We start from the raw sequence: 17,524 nt of genomic DNA, 5'->3' as shown, positions 1-17,524 counted from the left end.
CGCCTCCCTCAGATCCGCTCGAAAGCCATGGCTGTCGCCTCGCCACCGCCGAGACAGAGAGAGGCCATGCCGCGCTTCAGATCGTGGCGCTGCATCGCCGCCAGCAGCGTGACGATGATGCGGGCGCCGGAGGCGCCGATCGGATGGCCGAGCGCGCAGGCGCCGCCATGGATGTTGATCTTTTCAGCCGGCAGGCCGAGATCGTGCATGGCCGCCATCGGCACGACAGCGAAGGCTTCGTTGATCTCGAAGAGATCAACGCTGGAGAGCGCCCAGCCGGTCCGCTCCGAAAGCTGCTGCAGCGCGCCGACAGGTGCGGTGGTAAACAGGCGCGGCGCCTGCGAATGCGTCGCGTGCCCGGCAATCACGGCAATCGGCGAAAGCCCGCGCCGTTCCGCTTCCGAGCGGCGCATCAGCAGCAATGCGGCGGCGCCATCCGAGATCGAGGCCGAGCTTGCTGCCGTCACCGTTCCGTCGTCACGAAAAGCGGGCTTCAGAGAGGGAATACGCGCCGGATCGGCCTTGCCCGGCTGTTCGTCGCGATGGACGTCGCGGCTCGCCTTTCCCGACTTCACCTCAATCGTCACCGTCTCGGCATCGAAGAGCCCGCCATCGACGGCCCGCTTCGCCTTGTCGAGAGAGGAAACGGCGTAGGCATCCTGCGCCGCGCGGGTGAATTGATAGGCCTCTGCACATTCCTCTGCAAAGGCACCCATCGACCGGCCCTTGTCGTAGGCGTCCTCAAGACCGTCGAGAAACATGTGGTCGAGGATCGTGCCGTGCCCCATGCGATAGCCGCTTCTGGCGCGCTTCAGCAGATAGGGAGCATTGGTCATGCTTTCCATGCCGCCCGCGATGACGACGCTCTGGCTCCCGGAGACAATCTCGTCGTGGCCGATCATCGCCGCCTTCATGCCCGAGCCGCAAACCTTGTTGACGGTCACCGCGCCGCAGGCATAGGGCAGACCGGCGCCAAGGGCGGCCTGGCGCGCCGGGGCCTGCCCCTGCCCGGCAGGCAGGACGCAGCCCATCTGCGCCTCGCCGATATCCTCTGCCTGTACGCCGCCGCGCGCGATCGCGGCACGGATGGCCGCCGAGCCAAGCTCGCTTGCACTGACATCCTTGAAGTCGCCCTGAAAGGCACCCATCGGCGTACGCGCCATGCTGACGACGACGACCGGATCATCGGATTTCATGAGAAGGGCTCCTCCCTGCCTGAACTCATGCATCACGCGCCGCCCGCCGGGTGGCGCTTCGTTCAACATATCGCTCTTCGAAACAAATGCCATTGCATCGTGCAGAGATGTCGCAAAAGAGCCAGCGGGTTCGCGTCTCGAATAGACAAGCCCCTTGGCGGATCGCTACATCTTATTGTCGTGGATCGACTGTAGTGCCGTTTCGGCCTGTACTAGATTCGGCGCACCAAGATTCAAGGGTTCAAGTGATGGCGGAATTTCCAAGCAAGGCTAAAGTCGTAATCATCGGTCTCGGCGGCATCGTCGGCGCCTCGATCGCTCATCACCTGATCGAGCGCGGCTGGGACGACATCGTCGGCATCGACAAATCGGGCATCCCGACCGATATCGGATCGACGGCACACGCCTCCGACTTCTGTTACACCACCAGCCACGACTATCTCAGCGTCTGGACCACGCAGTACTCCATCGATTTCTACGAGAAGATGGGCCACTACGCCCGTATCGGCGGTCTGGAAGTTGCCCGCACCGGCGACGACACCTGGATGGAAGAGATCAAGCGTAAGCTGAGCTCCGCCAAGGCCTTCGGCACCAACGCCCGCTACGTCTCGCCCTCCGAGATCAAGGAAATGTTCCCGCTGATCGAGGAAGATCAGGTTCAGGGCGGCATGTTCGATCCGGATGCCGGCCTCGTCATCCCGCGCTCGCAGACGGTTGCCGGCAAGCTTGTCGATGCGGCCGAAAAGTCCGGCAAGCTGAAGATGTTCGGCAATACGCCGGCGAAGTCGCTGATCGTTGAAGGCGGCCGCATCAAGGGCGTCGTCACCCATCGCGGCACGATCATGGCCGATCACGTCATCGTCTGCGCCGGCCTCTGGGGCCGCCTGATCGCTGAAATGGTCGGCGAAGACCTGCCGGTGATGCCGGTCGATCACCCGCTGACCTTCTTCGGCCCCTATAACGAATTCGAAGGCACCGGCAAGGAAATCGGCTTCCCGCTGCTGCGCGACCAGGGCAACTCCGCCTATATGCGCGACACCGGTGACCCGGCGACCACCGAAGGCGGCCAGATCGAGTGGGGCTATTACGAGACCACCAATCCGCGCATGTGCCATCCGCGCGACCTGCTCGAAAAGCACGAAGCACGCCTTTCGCCGTCACAGCGCGACCTGGAAATGGAACAGATCATCGAGCCGCTCGAGCGCGCCATGGAACTGACGCCGATCCTGGGCGAACTCGGCTACAACGAAGGCCACTCCTTCAACGGTCTGCTGCAGGTTTCGGCCGGCGGCGGCGCCTCCTGCGGCGAAAGCCAGAAGGTTCGCGGTCTCTGGTATTGCGTCGCTATCTGGGTCAAGGACGGTCCGGGCTACGGCAAGCTGATCGCCGACTGGATGACCGATGGCCGCACCGAGATCGACCACAACTCGATCGACTATGCCCGCTTCTATCCGCACCAGCTGACCGAAGAATTCATCGAGGGACGCTGCTACGAAGCTGCCCAGAAGATCTATTTCCCGGCCGTCCACACCCGGGAGCCCTACGCATCCGGCCGCAACGCCAAGCGCTCGCCCTTCTACGAGCGCGAAAAGGAACTCGGCGGCTACTTCATGGAGCTTGGCGGCTGGGAGCGTGCACACGGCTACGCCGCCAACGAGCACCTTCTGGAAAAGTATGGCGACCGCGTTCCGGTCCGCGAAAACGAATGGGACAGCCGCCACTTCTGGCGCGTCTCAAATGCCGAGCATCTGGCGATGAGCGAGGATTGCGGCATCGTCAATCTGAGCCATTTCCACATGGTCGATATCGAAGGGCCTGATCACGTCGAGCTCCTCGAATGGCTCTGCGCCGCCAAGATCGGTGGCGACGCCAATATCGGCAAGGGCATCTACACCCACTTCCTCGACGACGAGGGCATGGTTCGCGCCGACTTCACCGTCATCCGCATGGCCGACCGCTGCCGTCTGATCAACGGCGCCGATGCCGGCCCGCGCGACTTCCACTACATGAAGCGCGTTGCGCAGGACCGCGGCCTCGATGTCACCATCACCGACGTCGCGGAGAAGTACATCACCGTCGGCATCTGGGGCCCGAATGCCCGCGAGACGCTGAAGAAGGTGGTTGCCGATCCTTCGGGCCTCGATGCCGAAAACTTCGCCTTCGCCGCCATCAAGCCGATCGAAATCGCCGGCAAGACGGTGACCGCATTCCGCATCTCCTATGTCGGCGAGCAGGGCTGGGAACTGCACATGAAATACGAGGACGGTCTTGCCGTCTGGGATGCCCTCCGCTCGACAGGCGTCATGGCCTTCGGCGTCGAAACCTATGCAAACTCGCGCCGCATGGAAAAGAGCCTGCGCCTGCAGAATGCCGACCTTCTGACCCAGTACAACCTGATCGAAAGCGATCTGGCGCGTCCGAAGGTCAAGGAAGCCGATTTCCGCGGCAAGGCCAAGCACCTCGAGTACAAGGCCCGCGATCACCAGCCGGCCATGCTCTGCACCCTTGTCATGACCGAAAATACCGACAAGTCAGGCGTCAAGCGCTACCCCGTTGGATCCATGCCGGTCATGGATCCGGAGACCGGCAAGGTGCTGATCGACGAACTCGGCCGCCGCTCCTACACGACCTCAGTCGCCTTCGGCCCGACAATCGGCAAGAACATCGCGCTTGCCTACCTGCCCTGGGAATATTGCCAGGTCGGGCGCAAGCTGAATGTCGAATATTTCGCCGAAACCTATCCAGTTGAAGTGGCGGGCGTCGGCTACAAGCCGCTCTATGACGCCGAGAACCTGAAGCCGCGCAGCTAACAACGGCGCATTTTAAGGCGGAAACCGAACCCGCCGTGTCTCATGACGCGGCGGGTTTTGCGTTTCAGAACGGCCGGTCCAAGCGATTGCCGTATGCGCAGAGGCGCAGTAATGTATACAGGAATCCGCAACCAGCAGGCCCCTATGTCTTCCAATTCCGATCGCGTCGAAACCGCCACTCTTGCGCTGCGCCGGGCCATCGTCGAACAGGCGCTGAAAGCCGGGACGAAGTTGCCGGAAGATGAGATCGGCAGGCACTTTTCGATGAGCCGGACGCTGGTCCGCGCGGTGCTGGCGAAACTGCAGACGCAGGGGCTTGTCGACACCTACCACAAGCGCACCGCGACCGTTGCCCAGCCCAGCCTTGAAGAGGCTCGCGATGTGTTTGCCGTGCGCCGGGCGCTGGAACGAGAGGCGATGAAGGCGGTCATCAAGCGCTGGTCGCCGGCCATCGAGAAAGCGCTCAGAAGCCATGTGAGCGAGGAGGAAGAGGCACATACCAAGGGGGACGCCCGCCTCTCCACCCGGCTTGCCGGCGAGTTTCACCTGAAGCTCGCAACGCTTTCCTGCAACGCCCTTCTCGAACGCTACCTGTTCGAACTCGTCTCGCGCTGCTCGCTGATCCTGGCGATGTACAGCCGCCCGCATTCCAGCGAATGCGCCATCAGCGAACATTCCGCCCTGATCGCCGCCTTGAAGACCGGCGATGCGACGGCCGCCGAACGCCTGATGGACGAGCATCTGATCTCGGTCGAGACCCGGGCGCTGATTGCGAACGAAGGCGACGACCACCCGGATCTCGGCAGCATTCTTGCGCGCTATAGCGGCGACACAAGCTCTTAAGCCGCTGCCACTTTTGTAATCATGTATACATGATTTTGTCTTTTCTGTAGACATGTTGTAGGGGCTGCGTCCGGGACCTAATATAGGCCATGCCCTGCGAAGCCGCATCATTCGCACGCGCACGGCATCTGGCACTCGGCTTGCTAGGAATGGTACGGCGCTCAAGATCAAGGAAGAACACGATGGCTGATATCGAAACCGTCTTTACCAACGCCCGGCTGCCGGACGGTTCGCTGAAGAACATTGGCGTCGCCGCCGGCAGGATCGCTTCGCTGGAGCCTGCCGGAAAGGCGGCCGGACCGGTGGAGGCTGTCGATCTCGAAGGCGCCCTCGTCGTGCCCGGCTTTGTCGAAGGTCATATTCATCTCGATACCAGCTTCTATGGCGACGCCTGGATCCCGCATAAGCCTTGCACCAATGGCTTCGATGTCCACCAGCGTGTCGCTTTTCAGGCCGAAAACATGGCGCAGGCCGCGCCGATGGCGGAGCGGGCGCGCAACCAGCTCGATCTCTGCATCGCCAATGGCGCGACGGCGATGCGCAGCCATGTCATGGTCGACGGCTCGGTCGGTCTGAGGTCGCTGGAGACCATTCTGAAAGTTCGCGAAGAGTATCGCGATCTGATCGATATCCAGCTCGTCGCCTTCCCGCAGAGCGGTATCCTCAAGAGCCCCGGCACCCCCGAGCTACTCGACGCCGCGATCGGCCTCGGCGCCGACCTGATTGGCGGCCTCGATCCGGCAAGCTTCGACCGCGACGTCACCGCCCACCTCGCCGTCGTCTTCGGCATTGCCGAGAAACGCGGCGTCGATATCGATATCCATCTGCATGACGCCGGCACGCTCGGGCTTTTCACCATCGAGGAGATCTGCGCCCGCACGAGCGCACTTGGCATGGACGGCCACGTCACGGTCAGCCACGCATACGGGCTTGGTGATCTTGCGCCGGACGCAGCACGCAAGGTTGCCGATCTGATTGCCGCAAGCGGCGTCTCGATCATGACCAATGCGCCGGGCAATCACAATTTTCCGCCAGTCGCGCTGCTGCGCAAAGCAGGCGTGACGGTTTTCAGCGGCAGCGACAACATTCGCGACAGCTGGTGGCCCTATGGCGATGGCGACATGCTGCGCCGTGCCGAGATCATCGGCTACCGCTCCGGCTTCTACAACGACGATGAACTCACCGCGGCCTTCGATGTCGTCACCGCCGCGGGTGCCAAGGCGCTCCGCCTTGAAGGCTACGGGCTTGAGATCGGCGCCAAAGCAGATTTCGTGACATTGGAGGCGCCACACATACCGCAGGCCGTCGTTAGCGTGCCGAAGAACCGCAAGGTGTTCAAGGCTGGCCGGCTGGTGGCCCAGGGCGGGGCGGTGATCCGCTGATGTCGGCCGCCGGACGCCGCCAGAGCCAGAGCTTCAACGCGACCTCGCAGACGGCGATGGTGACGGCACCGCACTGGCTTGCGGCGGAGGCGGGAGAAAAGGTTCTGAAGCGCGGCGGCAACGCGATCGAGGCGATCATCGCTGCGGGCGCTGCGCTGTCCGTCGTCTATCCGCATTTCTGCGGCCTTGGCGGCGATGCGATCTGGATGATCGCCGACGCCTCGGGCAAGGCCACGACCTTTCTTGGCATCGGGCAGGCGGCCGAACATCTGCCGGCGCTGACCGATATGCCGCTCCGCGGTCCGTTGTCGGTGCTGACCAGCGCCTGTCTGGTCGACAGCTGGGAACACCTGCTCGATCATTCGGGTACGGCATGGGGCGGGAGTGAAACGCTTGCCGCCCTTCTGGACGATGCCATCGCGCTTGCCGAGAACGGCTTTCCTGTCAGCCCTTCGCAGCGCTTCTGGCACCAATTCCGCAAGGGCGAACTGGCGTCGTGGCCCGGATTTTCGGCGCTCTTTGCTGATGACGGCATCCAGCGCCAGCCGGCCCTGGCGGCAACGCTGCGCGCCATCGCAGAGAACGGTCCACGAGAGTTCTATGAAGGCGCCCTCGCCCGCCGTATTGCCTTGGGCCTCGCCGAAGCGGGGTCGCCGGTAACAGCCAGCGATCTCGCCAGCACCCGGACGATCGCCGGCGAACCTCTGTCTCTCCCCTACCGCGGCCTGACGCTGTTCGCCCCGCCACCGCCGACGCAAGGCATCACGACGCTCGGCATTATGGGCGTGCTTGGCGAGTTCGCGATGGCCGGCTTCGATCACCGGCAAGCGAATTTCTATCATCATCTCGTCGAGGCGGTGAAGCAGGCCTTTCTCGACCGGCCAGCGATTGCCGATCCGCTCTTCGCCGCCATCGACCCACAGCGGCTGCTGGCGCCCGGGTGGCTGTCGGCGAAAGCGCAGGTGATCGACCCCGGCCATGCGATACCATGGCCGCAGCCATACAAGCACGGCGACACGGCGTTCCTGGCTGCCGTCGATGCCGAAGGGCGCAGCGTTTCGATGCTGCAGAGTATCTATTTCGATTGGGGAAGCGGCGTGGTTGCCGGTGACACCGGGATTCTCTGGCAGAACCGCGGTGCGGCTTTCAGCCTCGATCCGGCAAGCCCGAACCATCTGAGACCCGGCAAGCGCCCGTTCTATACGCTGAACCCCGGCATGGCGCTGAAGGATGGCCGCCCGCGTCTGCTTTATGGCACGCAGGGCGCCGACGGTCAGCCGCAGACGCTGGCGCTGCTGCTGTCGCTGCTCATCGACCATGGGCTCGACCCGCTGGCTGCCCTGTCGCAACCGCGCTTCCTGCTCGGACGAACCTTCTCGGACGCCAGGGACAGTCTGAAGATCGAAGCCAATGCCGGCGCTTCGGTGCTGGAAAAATTGGGGGCGCTCGGCCACGAGGTCAGCAGCATCGATGCCCTCAGCCAGATCGGCGGCCAGGCCGGGATCATCTGCATCGGTGATGACAAGGCGATCACCGGCGCGCACGATCCGCGCAGCGATGGCGGGGCGATCGGTCTCTGATGATGAGCACGCCCGTTTTCGATCTGCTGATCCGCAATGCGCGCCTCGAGCGTTTCGATAGGCCTGTCGATATCGGCATCGCCAGAGAGCGCATCGCCGCGATCGGTGCGAACCTCGTCTGCGAGGCCATCGAGACGACGGATGCGCAGGGCGCTCTTGCCAGCCGCGGTTTTACCGATAGCCACGTTCATCTCGACAAGGCCTGCATCCTCGATCGCTGCAGCATATGCGAGGGAACGCTGGGAGAGGCGATCAGCGAAACGGCGAAAGCCAAGGCCGATTTCACCGAGCAGGACGTCTATGCCCGCGCAGCGCGCGTCGTCGAAAAGGCGATCGTCAACGGCACGATGCGCATGCGAACCTTCGTCGAGACCGATCCGCGCGCCGGCATGCGCTCCTTCGAGGCGATCAAGCAGATCCGCCAAGACTATGCCTTCGCGATCGATATCGAGATCTGCGCCTTCGCACAGGACGGACTGACAAACGAGCCGCAGACGCTTGAAATGCTCGACGCGGCGCTCTCGGATGGAGCCGACCTCGTCGGCGGAGCGCCCTATATCGACCCCGATCCGCAGGGCCAGATCCGGATGATCTTCGATCTGGCGGAGAAGCATGGCACGGCCGTCGATTTCCATCTCGATTTCGATCTTTCGCCGGAAAAGACCAATTTACCCGCAGTCATCGAAGAGACGGTGCGCCGCGGCTATCAGGGGCGTGTCTCGCTCGGCCACATGACGAGCCTCTCCGCGATGTCGCCGGACGACGTTCAGTTGCTCGCACGGCAATTGAAGGCTGCGGGCATTGCCGTCACGGTCCTGCCCTCCACCGATCTTTTTCTGAATGGCCGCGATCATGACCGGCTGGTGCCGCGCGGCGTGGCACCAGCCCATCTGCTGGCATCCGAGGGGGTGCTGACCTCGATCGCCAGCAACAATATCCTCAATCCCTTCACGCCCTATGGCGATGCGTCGCTGCTGAGAATGGCCAATCTCTATGCCAATGTCGCGCAGCTTTCGCGGCGCGGCGACATGCAGCTGGCCTTCGAGATGATCAGCACCTCGGCAGCGCGGATCATGGGCAGGGATGAGCAGCCGATCGAAATCGGCGCGCCGGCCGATATCATCCTGATCGATTGCATAGACCGGGAACAGGCGATCCGCGAAAACGCCCGCGTCATCTTTGGATGCAAACGCGGGCGCAGGACTTTCGAGGCACCAAGGCCGAGCATCTTGCGTGCTTAAGCCGCCTGCGCTGCCTTCGCCGGAATTTCGACGTCGATCTCCAGCACCGAGACATGCTCGCCGCGGTCGATCTTCACCTGCAGCCGGTCGCCGTCGATTTCCACATGCCTGGCGATCACCGCGAGGATTTCCTCGCGCAGGATCGAGACCAGGTCGGCCCCGGGTGTGATGCGCTCATGGGCGAGCAGAAGCTGCAGCCGCTCGCGGGCAACAGGCGCGGACTTTTTCTTCTGGAAGAAGTTGAACACGTTCATGCTGCCCTCCGTCCGAAGATCTTGCCGAACAGGCCGCGCTTCTCGCCAGGTACCGTAACCGGCACCACTTCGCCTGCCAGGCGGCGGGCGGCTTCGAAATAGGCCTTTGCCGGCGCCGTGTTCTGATCGGCAAGCGTCACCGGCGCACCGATATTGGAAGCGCGCAGGACGTCCATGCTCTCCGGAATGATGCCGAGCAGCGGAATCGAGAGGATCTCCAGCACGTCATCGACCTTCAGCATGTCGCCACGCTCGGCACGGGTCACGTCGTAGCGGGTCAGCAGCAGGTGCTTTTCGATCCGCTCACCGTTTTCGGCCTTCGCCGTCTTGGAATCGAGCAGGCCGATGATGCGGTCAGAGTCGCGAACCGAGGAAACCTCGGGGTTGGTGACGACGACGGCGATGTCGGCATGGCGCATGGCGAGCGTCGCGCCGCGTTCGATGCCGGCCGGGCTGTCGCAGATGATCCAGTCGAAATTGCGCTTCAGATCGTTGATGACCTGCTCGACGCCCTCGGCGGTCAGGCAATCCTTGTCGCGCGTCTGCGAGGCCGGCAGGAGGAACAGCGTTTCCAGCCGCTTGTCGCGGATCAGCGCCTGCGAGAGCTTGGCATCGCCCTGGATAACGTTGACCAGATCGTAGACGACCCGGCGCTCGGCGCCCATCACGAGATCGAGATTGCGCAGGCCGACGTCGAAATCGACGACGACGACCTTCTCGTTGCGCTGCGCCAGTGCGGCGCCGAGTGCGGCCGTAGAGGTCGTCTTGCCAACGCCACCCTTACCCGAGGTAACAACTATGACTTTACCCATATCCCCTCTCCTGTCCTAACCATTCGTCCGTTAAATCAGCCGCGATGCGAGGATCGCGTCGTTTTCGAGCCAGAGCTGCGCAGGCTGGCCGCGCAGTTCGGCAGGCAGATCGTCTGCCGTCTTGTAGATGCCGTCGATCGCCAGCAGTTCCGCTTCCAGCTTGCGGCAGAAAATCCGGGCCGACGAGTTGCCGACCGAACCTGCCAGCGCCCGGCCGCGAAGCGCGCCGTAGATATGGATCGAGCCGCCGGCGATAATCTCGGCGCCCGAAGCGACCGATCCGATGATCGTCACGTCGCCTTCCGGGAAGATGATCGACTGGCCCGAACGCACCGGCTCGTGCAGAACCATCGATGACAACGTGGCGCGCGTTACCTGAACGGGCGCGGTGGCCTGCACCTGCGCCTCGCCCTTCGGCGTCGGCTCCTTTGCCTGCGGCACGTCGGCGACATCGACATCGGGTGCCGGGCGACCGCCGCTCATGCCCGGCGGCATGGTGGCGTCGAGCTGCGATGGCCGCGCGCCTTCGATGCCCATGATCCGGACGCCGCGTTCGCCAAGCGAAGCGATCATCGACTTCAGCTGAGCCCGGTTCGCCTGGAGGTCGGCGACATCGAGGACAACCGGCCTTCCCAGGAAAAAGCCTGCCGAACGCTTGGCCAGATCGTCGAGCCGGACCAGCCATTCATCGAAGGGCAGATCGGGCGTCAAAACGACCGCCAGGAACGAACGGCCTTTGATACGGATGGAGCGCGCGTCGGTTAACACATTAGCAATCTTGGTTAATTTTTGATTGCTTCGGTGTAGCTGCTTCGTGGTTAACAAATAGTTAACGCGAGGCCCCGGCCGCAACGTTCAGTTAACGGCCGGGGGTATTTGCACGGCGCCGTGGCAGGGCCGCCACAGGCCTATTTTACCTCGACGGCGAGGTCCGCAACAGCAGGTGCGGTCTTCACCAGACCCATCTCCTGCATGAAGGCACCGAACCGCTGGTAGCGGCCGGTATCGAGCGCTGCGGGACGCTTGGCGAAGCGCGGCAGCGTATCGAAGAAGGCCGTGCGGTTCAGTTCGTCGTCGAGAGCAGGATAGGCCTTGACGAACAGCTTCCAGGCGTCCTCGGGGTGATTGGTGATGAAGATCGAGGCCTGTTCGACGGCCGCGAGGAAACGTGGCAGCCGCGGATCGGCGATCGAATCGCGATGGGTGACGAAGATCAGCTCGTCATAAGGCGGCACGCCATTTTCTTCCGGGAAGAATGCCTTGCCCTCATGGCCTTCAAGCTTCATCTGCGTCAGCTCGAAATTGCGGAAGCCGCCGACATTGGCATCGACCTTGCCGGCGATCAGCGATGGCGACAGGGCGAAATTGACGTTGACCAGCTCGACATCTTCTTTCGTGAGACCGGCATTTTCCAGCATCCGCTTCAGCATCGCGTCTTCAAAGCCGGTGACGGAAAAGCCGACCTTCTTGCCCTTCAAATCGGCAAGGCTCTTGATCGGCCCGTCGGCAAGCACGGTGACGGTGTTGAGCGGCGTCTCGACCAGCGTGCCGACGCGCACCAGCGGCAATCCGGCTTCGTGGTCGAGGTAGAGGTTGGGCTGGTAGTGGATGCCGATATCAGCCTGCTTGGCGGAAATCAGCCGCGGCACCGCCGAGGGATCGGCCGGCGGGATGAGCTCGACATCGAGCCCTTGCGCGGCAAACAGGCCCTTCTGCCCGGCGATGACCAGCGGTGCGTGGTCGGGGTTGACGAACCATTCCAGCATCACCGTCAGCTTGTCGTTGGCAAGCGACGGCGAAGCGAGCGCCGCAAGGGCGAGGAAGGTGGCGGATATCAGACGCAGCATGTTTGCTCCATGAATGTGCAGTTTGAAAATCGTTCAGCGAGTCGTTGCCCACGGCGTCAAGCCGGAGGTGAGCCTGTCGACCACCACCCGGCAGATCAGCGTCATCGCTGCCAGCACCGCCATGGCGGCAAAGACCATGTCGGTCTGCATGCGCGCATTGGCCTGGACCATGACGAAGCCGAGGCCCGCCGAGGCGCCGACCCATTCGCCGATCACGGCGCCGAGCGGCGCCAGCGGGGCGGCGATCCTCAGACCTGAAACGAGGGCCGGAACGGCAAGCGGCATCCGGATGCGCACCAGCGTCTGCCAGTGGCTGGCATTCGTCAGCGACACGGCATCGAGGATATCGCGCTCGGTCCGGCGCAGCCCGTCGGCAAAAGCCGAAGCGACAGGAAAGAAGATGATGATCGTTGCCATGGCGACCTTGGAGGCCATGCCGAAGCCGAGCCAGATGACCAAGATCGGCGCCAGCACAAAGACCGGGAAGGCCTGCAGGATCAGCACCAGCGGCCACACCAGCGCACCGGCGGCCGGAACAACCGCAAGCACGAAGGCCGCCGCCGCACCGGAGATCGCTCCGCAGAGGGATCCCAGCACGATTTCGAGCGCCGTCGTCAGGCTCTGCTCCAGCAGGAACAGCGGCTGCCGCACAAAGACCGAAGCAACCGACAGCGGCGAAGGCAGGATGAAATGCGCCGGCGCAAACAGCCAGATGACCGCCTGCCAGATCGCAAGCAGCAAGACTGCACCATAGAGAGCGTTGAGAAGGCGCATCGTCAGGCTTTGGCGAGAACTGAAGGACGTGAGCGCAGCAGAACAGACATGGCGAAGCGACCTCCAGACGGCAATGGAGATCCAGGCAAAGCGAAGACGAAGGGAGATACCGGCGGCATCTTGTTCCGTTCCTACGCCGGCATGACCCGGATCAGGTTCAAGGGTCCAGCTCAGCGCCATCTCAGCATCGTCAGATGCTCCCCTCGGAATGGGCGGGAAACTGTCGCGTTTTCAAAGGACTGTCAATGGTGGATCCGCCGCCTGCGCGGCGCGCAGGCATTTGTGATCGAAAGGGCTAGAGACTTTTGGCCCGGGGCTACCTATCTAACAGTCATGCAATTTAGGGAGACCGAATATGAAATTCGCTATTCTCACCGTTCTTGCTGCTTCGCTGGCGGGAATATCAGCCCAGGCCGCGGACCTGACACCACCGCCTGCGCCGGTCGAACCGGAGGCGATAACGCCGGTTTTCACCTGGTCTGGCCCGTATATCGGTGCCGAGGGTGGCTATAGCTGGACGACCTTCGATCCTGACGGTGCATCCAATGTCGACGCCAACGGCGGAATCTTGGGCGGCTTTGCCGGCTACAACTACCAGTTCGACAATAACTGGGTGATCGGCGTCGAAGGCGATGTCCTCCATAACTGGAACGAAGAGGACACGGCCTTTGGCTCCGTCGAGACGACATGGCAGGGCTCGGTCCGCGCCCGCGTCGGCTATGCCTTCGACAACGCCCTGCTCTACGGAACCGCCGGCTGGGCGATCGCACGGGCAGAAGGTCATCCGACCGGGGCTTCAGATGTTTCCGACACGCTGAACGGCTGGACGATCGGCGCAGGTATCGACTACGCCTTCACCCAGAACATCTTTGCCCGCGGCGAGTATCGCTATACCGACTACGGCAGCGGCAACTTCGGCGGTGCGGCGGGCGGTGATTTCGATCTGAACCAGAACACGATCATGATCGGCGTCGGCGTCAAGTTCTGAGTGAACGGGATCAATGTGCGAGCGTGGGCGCGCACGCCTTAACCGGCGTGGCGCGTGGATAGATCATGGCTGAAAATCACGCTTGCCTGTCCCAACATCGCCGTGGAAAACCGGAACGCTGTGTTGCACTAAATTAGGACTTCGACAAAAGTCATTCCTCATGATGAGGAATGCTCACAATGCTGTCGGGTCTCGGGACAATCACCATTACGGACGAGAATTACAGCGAGCACGTGGCCTTCGAACTCGGCGAGCGTGATGGCCTGCTGTTTGGCGGCGAGGAGATCCTGCGGCGGGCACAGCGCGCCAAGAAAGTATTTCTCTTCCTGCTGACATCGCGGCGCGAGTTGCGCATCCGCATTGCCAATGTCGAGCATTCCTGCGCCAATTTCGTCGTCATCAGCGAACCGCTTCCTGCCACCTGAGAGCGCGTGAAAAGGCCACGAGCGGGTTAGCGCTGCGTGGCCTTCATGACGCGGCCCGTGAGGCGAGCCGCGCCTCAGTTCAGATGTTCGAAGTCCGCCATGTTCTTCTCCGTCACCAGCTGGAACGGGATCCAGACCTCGCGGTCGATCTTTTCGCCCTTGATCGCCTTGAGCGCCGCATCGATCGAACCCTTGCCCTGACCCTTGGCATCCTGGAAGACCGTGACCTTCAGATCGCCCGCCTTCATCGCCTGAAGGGCCTCCGGCGTGGCGTCGATACCGGCGACGATGATCTTGTCCGTGGATGCGCCGCCATTCTTCAATGCGGCGATGGCGCCGAGCGCCATCTCGTCGTTGTTGGCAAGAACGGCATCGAACTCCAAGCCCGATGTCAGCCAGTTGGAGACCAGATCGGCGCCGTTAACGCGGCTCCAGTTGCCGACCTGCTCCTGAGCGACCTTCAGGCCGCTGCATTCGGGCGTCGCGATGACGTCATGGACGTCCTGAGTGCGCTGACGTGCGGCCTGACTCGTCAGGTCGCCGATCATGATGACGACATTGCCCTTGCCGCCCAAGATACGACAGACTTCCTTGGTCTGCAGCGTGCCGGATTCGGCCTCGTTGGAACCGACGAAGGCCTGCTGCTTGCCGAGCGTCGAAAGATCGGTCGGCTGAACGTTGACATAGATCAGCGGGATGCCAGCATCCTCGGCGACCTTGCTGAGAGCCGGCGTGCCATCGGAATCGACGGGATCGACAATGATGGCCGAGACGCCACCGGCCGCGAAATTCTTGACCTGGTCGAGCTGCTTGTTGACGTCCGTCGTCGCATCCTCTATCTGCAGCTCGACACCGACGGACTTGGCGTAATCCTGCATGCCGTTGACAATCAGCGTCTGAAAATTGTTGGTGAGCGTCCCCATCGAAACACCGATACGATCGGCCGCGTGCGCCTGCGCAGCAAGCACCAGGGCAACCGCGCTGGTGGTCAGCAATTTCAGCATGTTCTCTCCTCCCAGAGATAAGGCGGCGCCAGCCGGCCGCACGAAAACGTTAGCCGGGGAAGATCGCGCGGTCCGCGGAAAAATTGATGAAAATCCCTCATTTGCAGGGGAACCGGATAGCAAAAGGCCCGGCGGAGAAGCCGGGCCTGCGGGTCGTTCACCTGGGAGGATCAGCCAGCCTGCTGTTCGCGGCGCGCCTTCTTTTCTGCGCGGCGCCTGGCCTGCTCCATGAACCGCTTGTCCATGCGCTCCTGCGCTTCGGATGAGCCGTCGTGGAATGTGCCGAACCACTTGTCGAGCGGGATCACGCCATCGGCGTAGTTGCACTCGAAATATTTGTGGTGAAGGTAATGGTCGTAGCTGTGCGTATCGATGGCGCTTTCCTCGCCGACGACGATCTTGTCGAAGCCGGCATGGCCGGGTGCCGGTGCAAGACCGGCATGCGCCAAATGGAAGATCGCATGAACCGGATTCGACGGAACGATCCAATGGATGAGCACACCGGAGAAATACAGCAGGTGCTCGATCGGGTGCATGGCAAGACCTGACCAGGGGCCGGGATTGACGTTGTTATGATGCAGCTTGTGGACGGCATGATAGAGCGGCGGCCAGTGGATCAGCCGGTGGACCAGATAGAAATGCAGGTCGCGGAATGTAGGGATCAAGAGCATGACCACGGCGCAATAGACCGGATGCTCGGCGAATGAGACATAGGGAATGATGCCATTGGCGAAGGCCCACAGCGTGAGCACCTCGAAAGCCGTCCAGAGCGGCACAGCGCTGGCGAAGGTCCAGATGACGTTATCGACCGTCTGATTACCGAACAGAAAGGCATCATTGCCGACGGAGGGCCATTTGGCGTTGAACTTGAAGCTCGTTCCCTGCTTCTTCTGCATATAGAGGCGCAGGTGGAACGCGCCGAAGAAGACGAAGACGATTGCGGCGTTGCGCACCAGCAGATAGGCAATCCAGCTGATCGAGAAGGTCTTTGCGGTCTCGAGCGACGGCGTCGCGTAGAGCCAAAGCAGCGTGCCGATCGCCGCATAGAGCACGTTCCACGGCATCAGGTAGCCCGGATAGCCGAACACCCATTTCAGGAAACGCAGCGGCTGGACCGGCCAGATGAACACCGGCGGATATTGAATAAGCTTGGAAGGCGCCCAGTCGCCGCGTTTGTTGCGCTTCCCGAAAAGTGTGTCGTCCATCTGATATCCTCCAACTCGTGCCGGAAAATTACCGCAGCTACAGTGCCGTTTCCCATCGCTGTCTTGATGTGTTTTGATCAACTGAGCGATTTCGCCAGAGGCGCTGCAATGCTTGACTGTCGAGCGGAGTTTTGGGGAGGTTTTGATGAAAAAGACGACACTGCAGGATGTCGCCACAGAGGCCCGGCTTGGCATCGCCACCGTCGAGCGCGTCATCAACGGCCGCGGCGGCGTCACCGAGAAGACGGCAGAAAAGGTGATCCGCGCCGCCAAGAAACTCGGCTACGGCGAACGCTCGACGGAAACGCATCGCGGCGCCATCCGCATCGAGGTCATTCTGGTGCGTCCGGAAACCAGCTTCTTCGCCCGGTTGAACCAGGCCTTCGAGCGTATTGCCGCCTCGCTTGACCGCGCCGTCATCCTGCATCGCACCTTCATCAAAGAAAGCGATCCGATCGGCATGGCGCATCACATCGCCAATCCGAGCTTTCGCCGCTCCGGGCTGATCATCTGCGCGCAGGATCACCCGAGAGTTATCGAGAGCCTGCGGCGGGTGCGCGCCGCCGGCGTCGAGGTCGCCCAGGTCGTTACCCGCTGCGACGACCCGGAGGTTCCCTATCTGGGTATCGACAACTATGCGGCCGGACGCAGTGCAGCCTATTACATGTCCGGCATGCTTGCCGCCCGGCGCGGCCATTTCGCTGCGATCTGTCACAGCGGCGCCTATTCAAACCACCGCCAGCGCATCCAGGGCTTTTCCGATTACCTCACCGAGAAGGGCGCCAATGGCCACGCGGTATCGCTGGTGATGATGGGACGCGACGATGATCTGCAATGCGCCGAACTGCTCGGCGAGGCGCTCCGCCGCGATCCTGAAATCATCGGCGTCTATTCGGCCGGCGGCGGCGACGAAGGTGTTGCCATCGTCCTGCAGCAATGTGCCAGGCAGCGTGATATCTTCTGGGTCGGGCACGAGCTGACCGAGAAGAAGAAGCGCTATCTGGAAACCGGCCTGCTGGATATCTGTCTCGACCAGGCGCCGGAGGTGCAGGCGCGGCGCTCCGTCGATCTCATCCTGCGCAAGCTCGACATCATCCGCACCGAGGTCATCACCGATCCGGTGCGCTTCATGACGGTCAGTGCCCAGAACCTCTAACCAACGA

Annotated in this window: 16 protein-coding genes and 1 riboswitch; of the genes, 8 read left to right on the top strand and 8 right to left on the bottom strand. The window is 62.4% G+C overall.

From position 1 onward, the window contains the following. Positions 1-8 precede the first annotated feature (8 nt). A complete protein-coding gene (locus AB4Z25_RS16815) occupies positions 9-1,196 on the bottom strand; it encodes an acetyl-CoA C-acyltransferase (RefSeq protein ID WP_442208601.1) in 1,188 nt (395 codons plus the stop codon). 248 nt (positions 1,197-1,444) lie between these two features. Between AB4Z25_RS16815 and AB4Z25_RS16810 the strand changes: the two genes are divergently transcribed. The 5 genes from AB4Z25_RS16810 (at position 1,445) to AB4Z25_RS16790 (ending at position 9,052) form a co-directional block, all read left to right on the top strand. Further along, the gene (locus AB4Z25_RS16810) at positions 1,445-4,006 is read left to right on the top strand and encodes a GcvT family protein (protein WP_442208600.1); all 2,562 of its coding nucleotides are present in this window, start codon (positions 1,445-1,447) and stop codon (positions 4,004-4,006) included. A gap of 144 nt (positions 4,007-4,150) precedes the next feature. After that, positions 4,151-4,849 carry a GntR family transcriptional regulator gene (locus AB4Z25_RS16805; protein ID WP_442208599.1) on the top strand — a complete coding sequence of 233 codons (699 nt, stop codon included), beginning with the start codon at positions 4,151-4,153 and terminating at the stop codon, positions 4,847-4,849. 182 nt (positions 4,850-5,031) lie between these two features. Then, positions 5,032-6,231, top strand: a complete 1,200-nt coding sequence (locus tag AB4Z25_RS16800) for an amidohydrolase family protein (RefSeq protein WP_442208598.1) — start codon at positions 5,032-5,034, stop codon at positions 6,229-6,231. Then, positions 6,231-7,811 carry a gamma-glutamyltransferase family protein gene (locus AB4Z25_RS16795; protein ID WP_442208597.1) on the top strand — a complete coding sequence of 527 codons (1,581 nt, stop codon included), beginning with the start codon at positions 6,231-6,233 and terminating at the stop codon, positions 7,809-7,811. The genes AB4Z25_RS16800 and AB4Z25_RS16795 overlap by 1 nt, the downstream gene beginning before the upstream one ends. Continuing rightward, entirely contained in the window at positions 7,811-9,052 is a 1,242-nt protein-coding gene (locus AB4Z25_RS16790; RefSeq protein ID WP_442208596.1) for an amidohydrolase family protein, read from the top strand. The genes AB4Z25_RS16795 and AB4Z25_RS16790 overlap by 1 nt, the downstream gene beginning before the upstream one ends. Here AB4Z25_RS16790 and minE read toward each other — a convergent pair. The 5 genes from minE to AB4Z25_RS16765 form a co-directional block, all read right to left on the bottom strand. Beyond that, on the bottom strand, positions 9,049-9,306 hold the full coding sequence (gene minE, locus AB4Z25_RS16785) for a cell division topological specificity factor MinE (protein ID WP_112388597.1): 258 nt from the start codon (positions 9,304-9,306) through the stop codon (positions 9,049-9,051). The two genes, AB4Z25_RS16790 and minE, sit on opposite strands and share 4 nt — an antisense overlap. After that, positions 9,303-10,118, bottom strand: coding sequence for a septum site-determining protein MinD (gene minD, locus AB4Z25_RS16780; protein WP_112388598.1), 816 nt, complete (start codon positions 10,116-10,118; stop codon positions 9,303-9,305). The genes minE and minD overlap by 4 nt, the downstream gene beginning before the upstream one ends. 30 nt (positions 10,119-10,148) lie before the next feature. After that, positions 10,149-10,895 carry a septum site-determining protein MinC gene (gene minC / locus AB4Z25_RS16775; protein WP_442208780.1) on the bottom strand — a complete coding sequence of 249 codons (747 nt, stop codon included), beginning with the start codon at positions 10,893-10,895 and terminating at the stop codon, positions 10,149-10,151. A gap of 131 nt (positions 10,896-11,026) precedes the next feature. Continuing rightward, complete coding sequence (locus AB4Z25_RS16770; RefSeq protein ID WP_442208595.1) at positions 11,027-11,965, bottom strand: ABC transporter substrate-binding protein; 939 nt, start codon at positions 11,963-11,965, stop codon at positions 11,027-11,029. Positions 11,966-11,998: 33 nt separating this feature from the next. Beyond that, a complete protein-coding gene (locus AB4Z25_RS16765) occupies positions 11,999-12,739 on the bottom strand; it encodes an ABC transporter permease (protein ID WP_442208594.1) in 741 nt (246 codons plus the stop codon). Between the two features lie 111 nt (positions 12,740-12,850). Beyond that, positions 12,851-12,953: riboswitch (TPP riboswitch) on the bottom strand. A 141-nt stretch (positions 12,954-13,094) separates the two neighbouring features. On the opposite strand from AB4Z25_RS16765, the gene AB4Z25_RS16760 reads away from it, so the two are divergent. Then, a complete protein-coding gene (locus AB4Z25_RS16760; RefSeq protein WP_112388601.1) occupies positions 13,095-13,727 on the top strand; it encodes an outer membrane protein in 633 nt (210 codons plus the stop codon). Positions 13,728-13,906: 179 nt separating this feature from the next. Then, complete coding sequence (locus tag AB4Z25_RS16755) at positions 13,907-14,152, top strand: hypothetical protein (protein WP_112388602.1); 246 nt, start codon at positions 13,907-13,909, stop codon at positions 14,150-14,152. 74 nt (positions 14,153-14,226) lie between these two features. On the opposite strand, the gene AB4Z25_RS16750 is transcribed toward AB4Z25_RS16755, so the two are convergent. Together AB4Z25_RS16750 and AB4Z25_RS16745 are read right to left on the bottom strand one after the other, a co-directional pair. Further along, positions 14,227-15,156, bottom strand: a complete 930-nt coding sequence (locus AB4Z25_RS16750) for a sugar ABC transporter substrate-binding protein (RefSeq protein WP_442208593.1) — start codon at positions 15,154-15,156, stop codon at positions 14,227-14,229. Between the two features lie 170 nt (positions 15,157-15,326). After that, complete coding sequence (locus AB4Z25_RS16745) at positions 15,327-16,361, bottom strand: sterol desaturase family protein (protein ID WP_442208592.1); 1,035 nt, start codon at positions 16,359-16,361, stop codon at positions 15,327-15,329. A 145-nt stretch (positions 16,362-16,506) separates the two neighbouring features. Here AB4Z25_RS16745 and AB4Z25_RS16740 point away from each other — a divergent pair, with 145 nt between their 5' ends. Continuing rightward, positions 16,507-17,517, top strand: a complete 1,011-nt coding sequence (locus AB4Z25_RS16740) for a LacI family DNA-binding transcriptional regulator (protein ID WP_442208591.1) — start codon at positions 16,507-16,509, stop codon at positions 17,515-17,517. Positions 17,518-17,524 lie beyond the last annotated feature (7 nt).

The organism is Rhizobium sp. RAF36 (assembly GCF_052114105.1).
Taxonomy (GTDB): domain Bacteria; phylum Pseudomonadota; class Alphaproteobacteria; order Rhizobiales; family Rhizobiaceae; genus Rhizobium.
Note: the sequence above shows the minus strand (reverse complement) of the source record. Positions and strands in the feature narration are given on the sequence as shown.

Bases quoted from the DNA above. Each gene is read 5' to 3' on its own strand.
- minE (WP_112388597.1), bottom strand. From the start codon at position 9,306: ATGAACGTGTTCAACTTCTTCCAGAAGAAAAAGTCCGCGCCTGTTGCC.
- AB4Z25_RS16795 (WP_442208597.1), top strand. From the start codon at position 6,231: ATGTCGGCCGCCGGACGCCGCCAGAGCCAGAGCTTCAACGCGACCTCG.
- AB4Z25_RS16815 (WP_442208601.1), bottom strand. From the start codon at position 1,196: ATGAAATCCGATGATCCGGTCGTCGTCGTCAGCATGGCGCGTACGCCG.
- AB4Z25_RS16800 (WP_442208598.1), top strand. From the start codon at position 5,032: ATGGCTGATATCGAAACCGTCTTTACCAACGCCCGGCTGCCGGACGGT.
- AB4Z25_RS16750 (WP_442208593.1), bottom strand. From the start codon at position 15,156: ATGCTGAAATTGCTGACCACCAGCGCGGTTGCCCTGGTGCTTGCTGCG.
- AB4Z25_RS16805 (WP_442208599.1), top strand. From the start codon at position 4,151: ATGTCTTCCAATTCCGATCGCGTCGAAACCGCCACTCTTGCGCTGCGC.
- AB4Z25_RS16765 (WP_442208594.1), bottom strand. From the start codon at position 12,739: ATGCGCCTTCTCAACGCTCTCTATGGTGCAGTCTTGCTGCTTGCGATC.
- minD (WP_112388598.1), bottom strand. From the start codon at position 10,118: ATGGGTAAAGTCATAGTTGTTACCTCGGGTAAGGGTGGCGTTGGCAAG.
- AB4Z25_RS16790 (WP_442208596.1), top strand. From the start codon at position 7,811: ATGATGAGCACGCCCGTTTTCGATCTGCTGATCCGCAATGCGCGCCTC.
- AB4Z25_RS16760 (WP_112388601.1), top strand. From the start codon at position 13,095: ATGAAATTCGCTATTCTCACCGTTCTTGCTGCTTCGCTGGCGGGAATA.
- AB4Z25_RS16755 (WP_112388602.1), top strand. From the start codon at position 13,907: ATGCTGTCGGGTCTCGGGACAATCACCATTACGGACGAGAATTACAGC.
- AB4Z25_RS16740 (WP_442208591.1), top strand. From the start codon at position 16,507: ATGAAAAAGACGACACTGCAGGATGTCGCCACAGAGGCCCGGCTTGGC.
- AB4Z25_RS16810 (WP_442208600.1), top strand. From the start codon at position 1,445: ATGGCGGAATTTCCAAGCAAGGCTAAAGTCGTAATCATCGGTCTCGGC.
- AB4Z25_RS16745 (WP_442208592.1), bottom strand. From the start codon at position 16,361: ATGGACGACACACTTTTCGGGAAGCGCAACAAACGCGGCGACTGGGCG.
- AB4Z25_RS16770 (WP_442208595.1), bottom strand. From the start codon at position 11,965: ATGCTGCGTCTGATATCCGCCACCTTCCTCGCCCTTGCGGCGCTCGCT.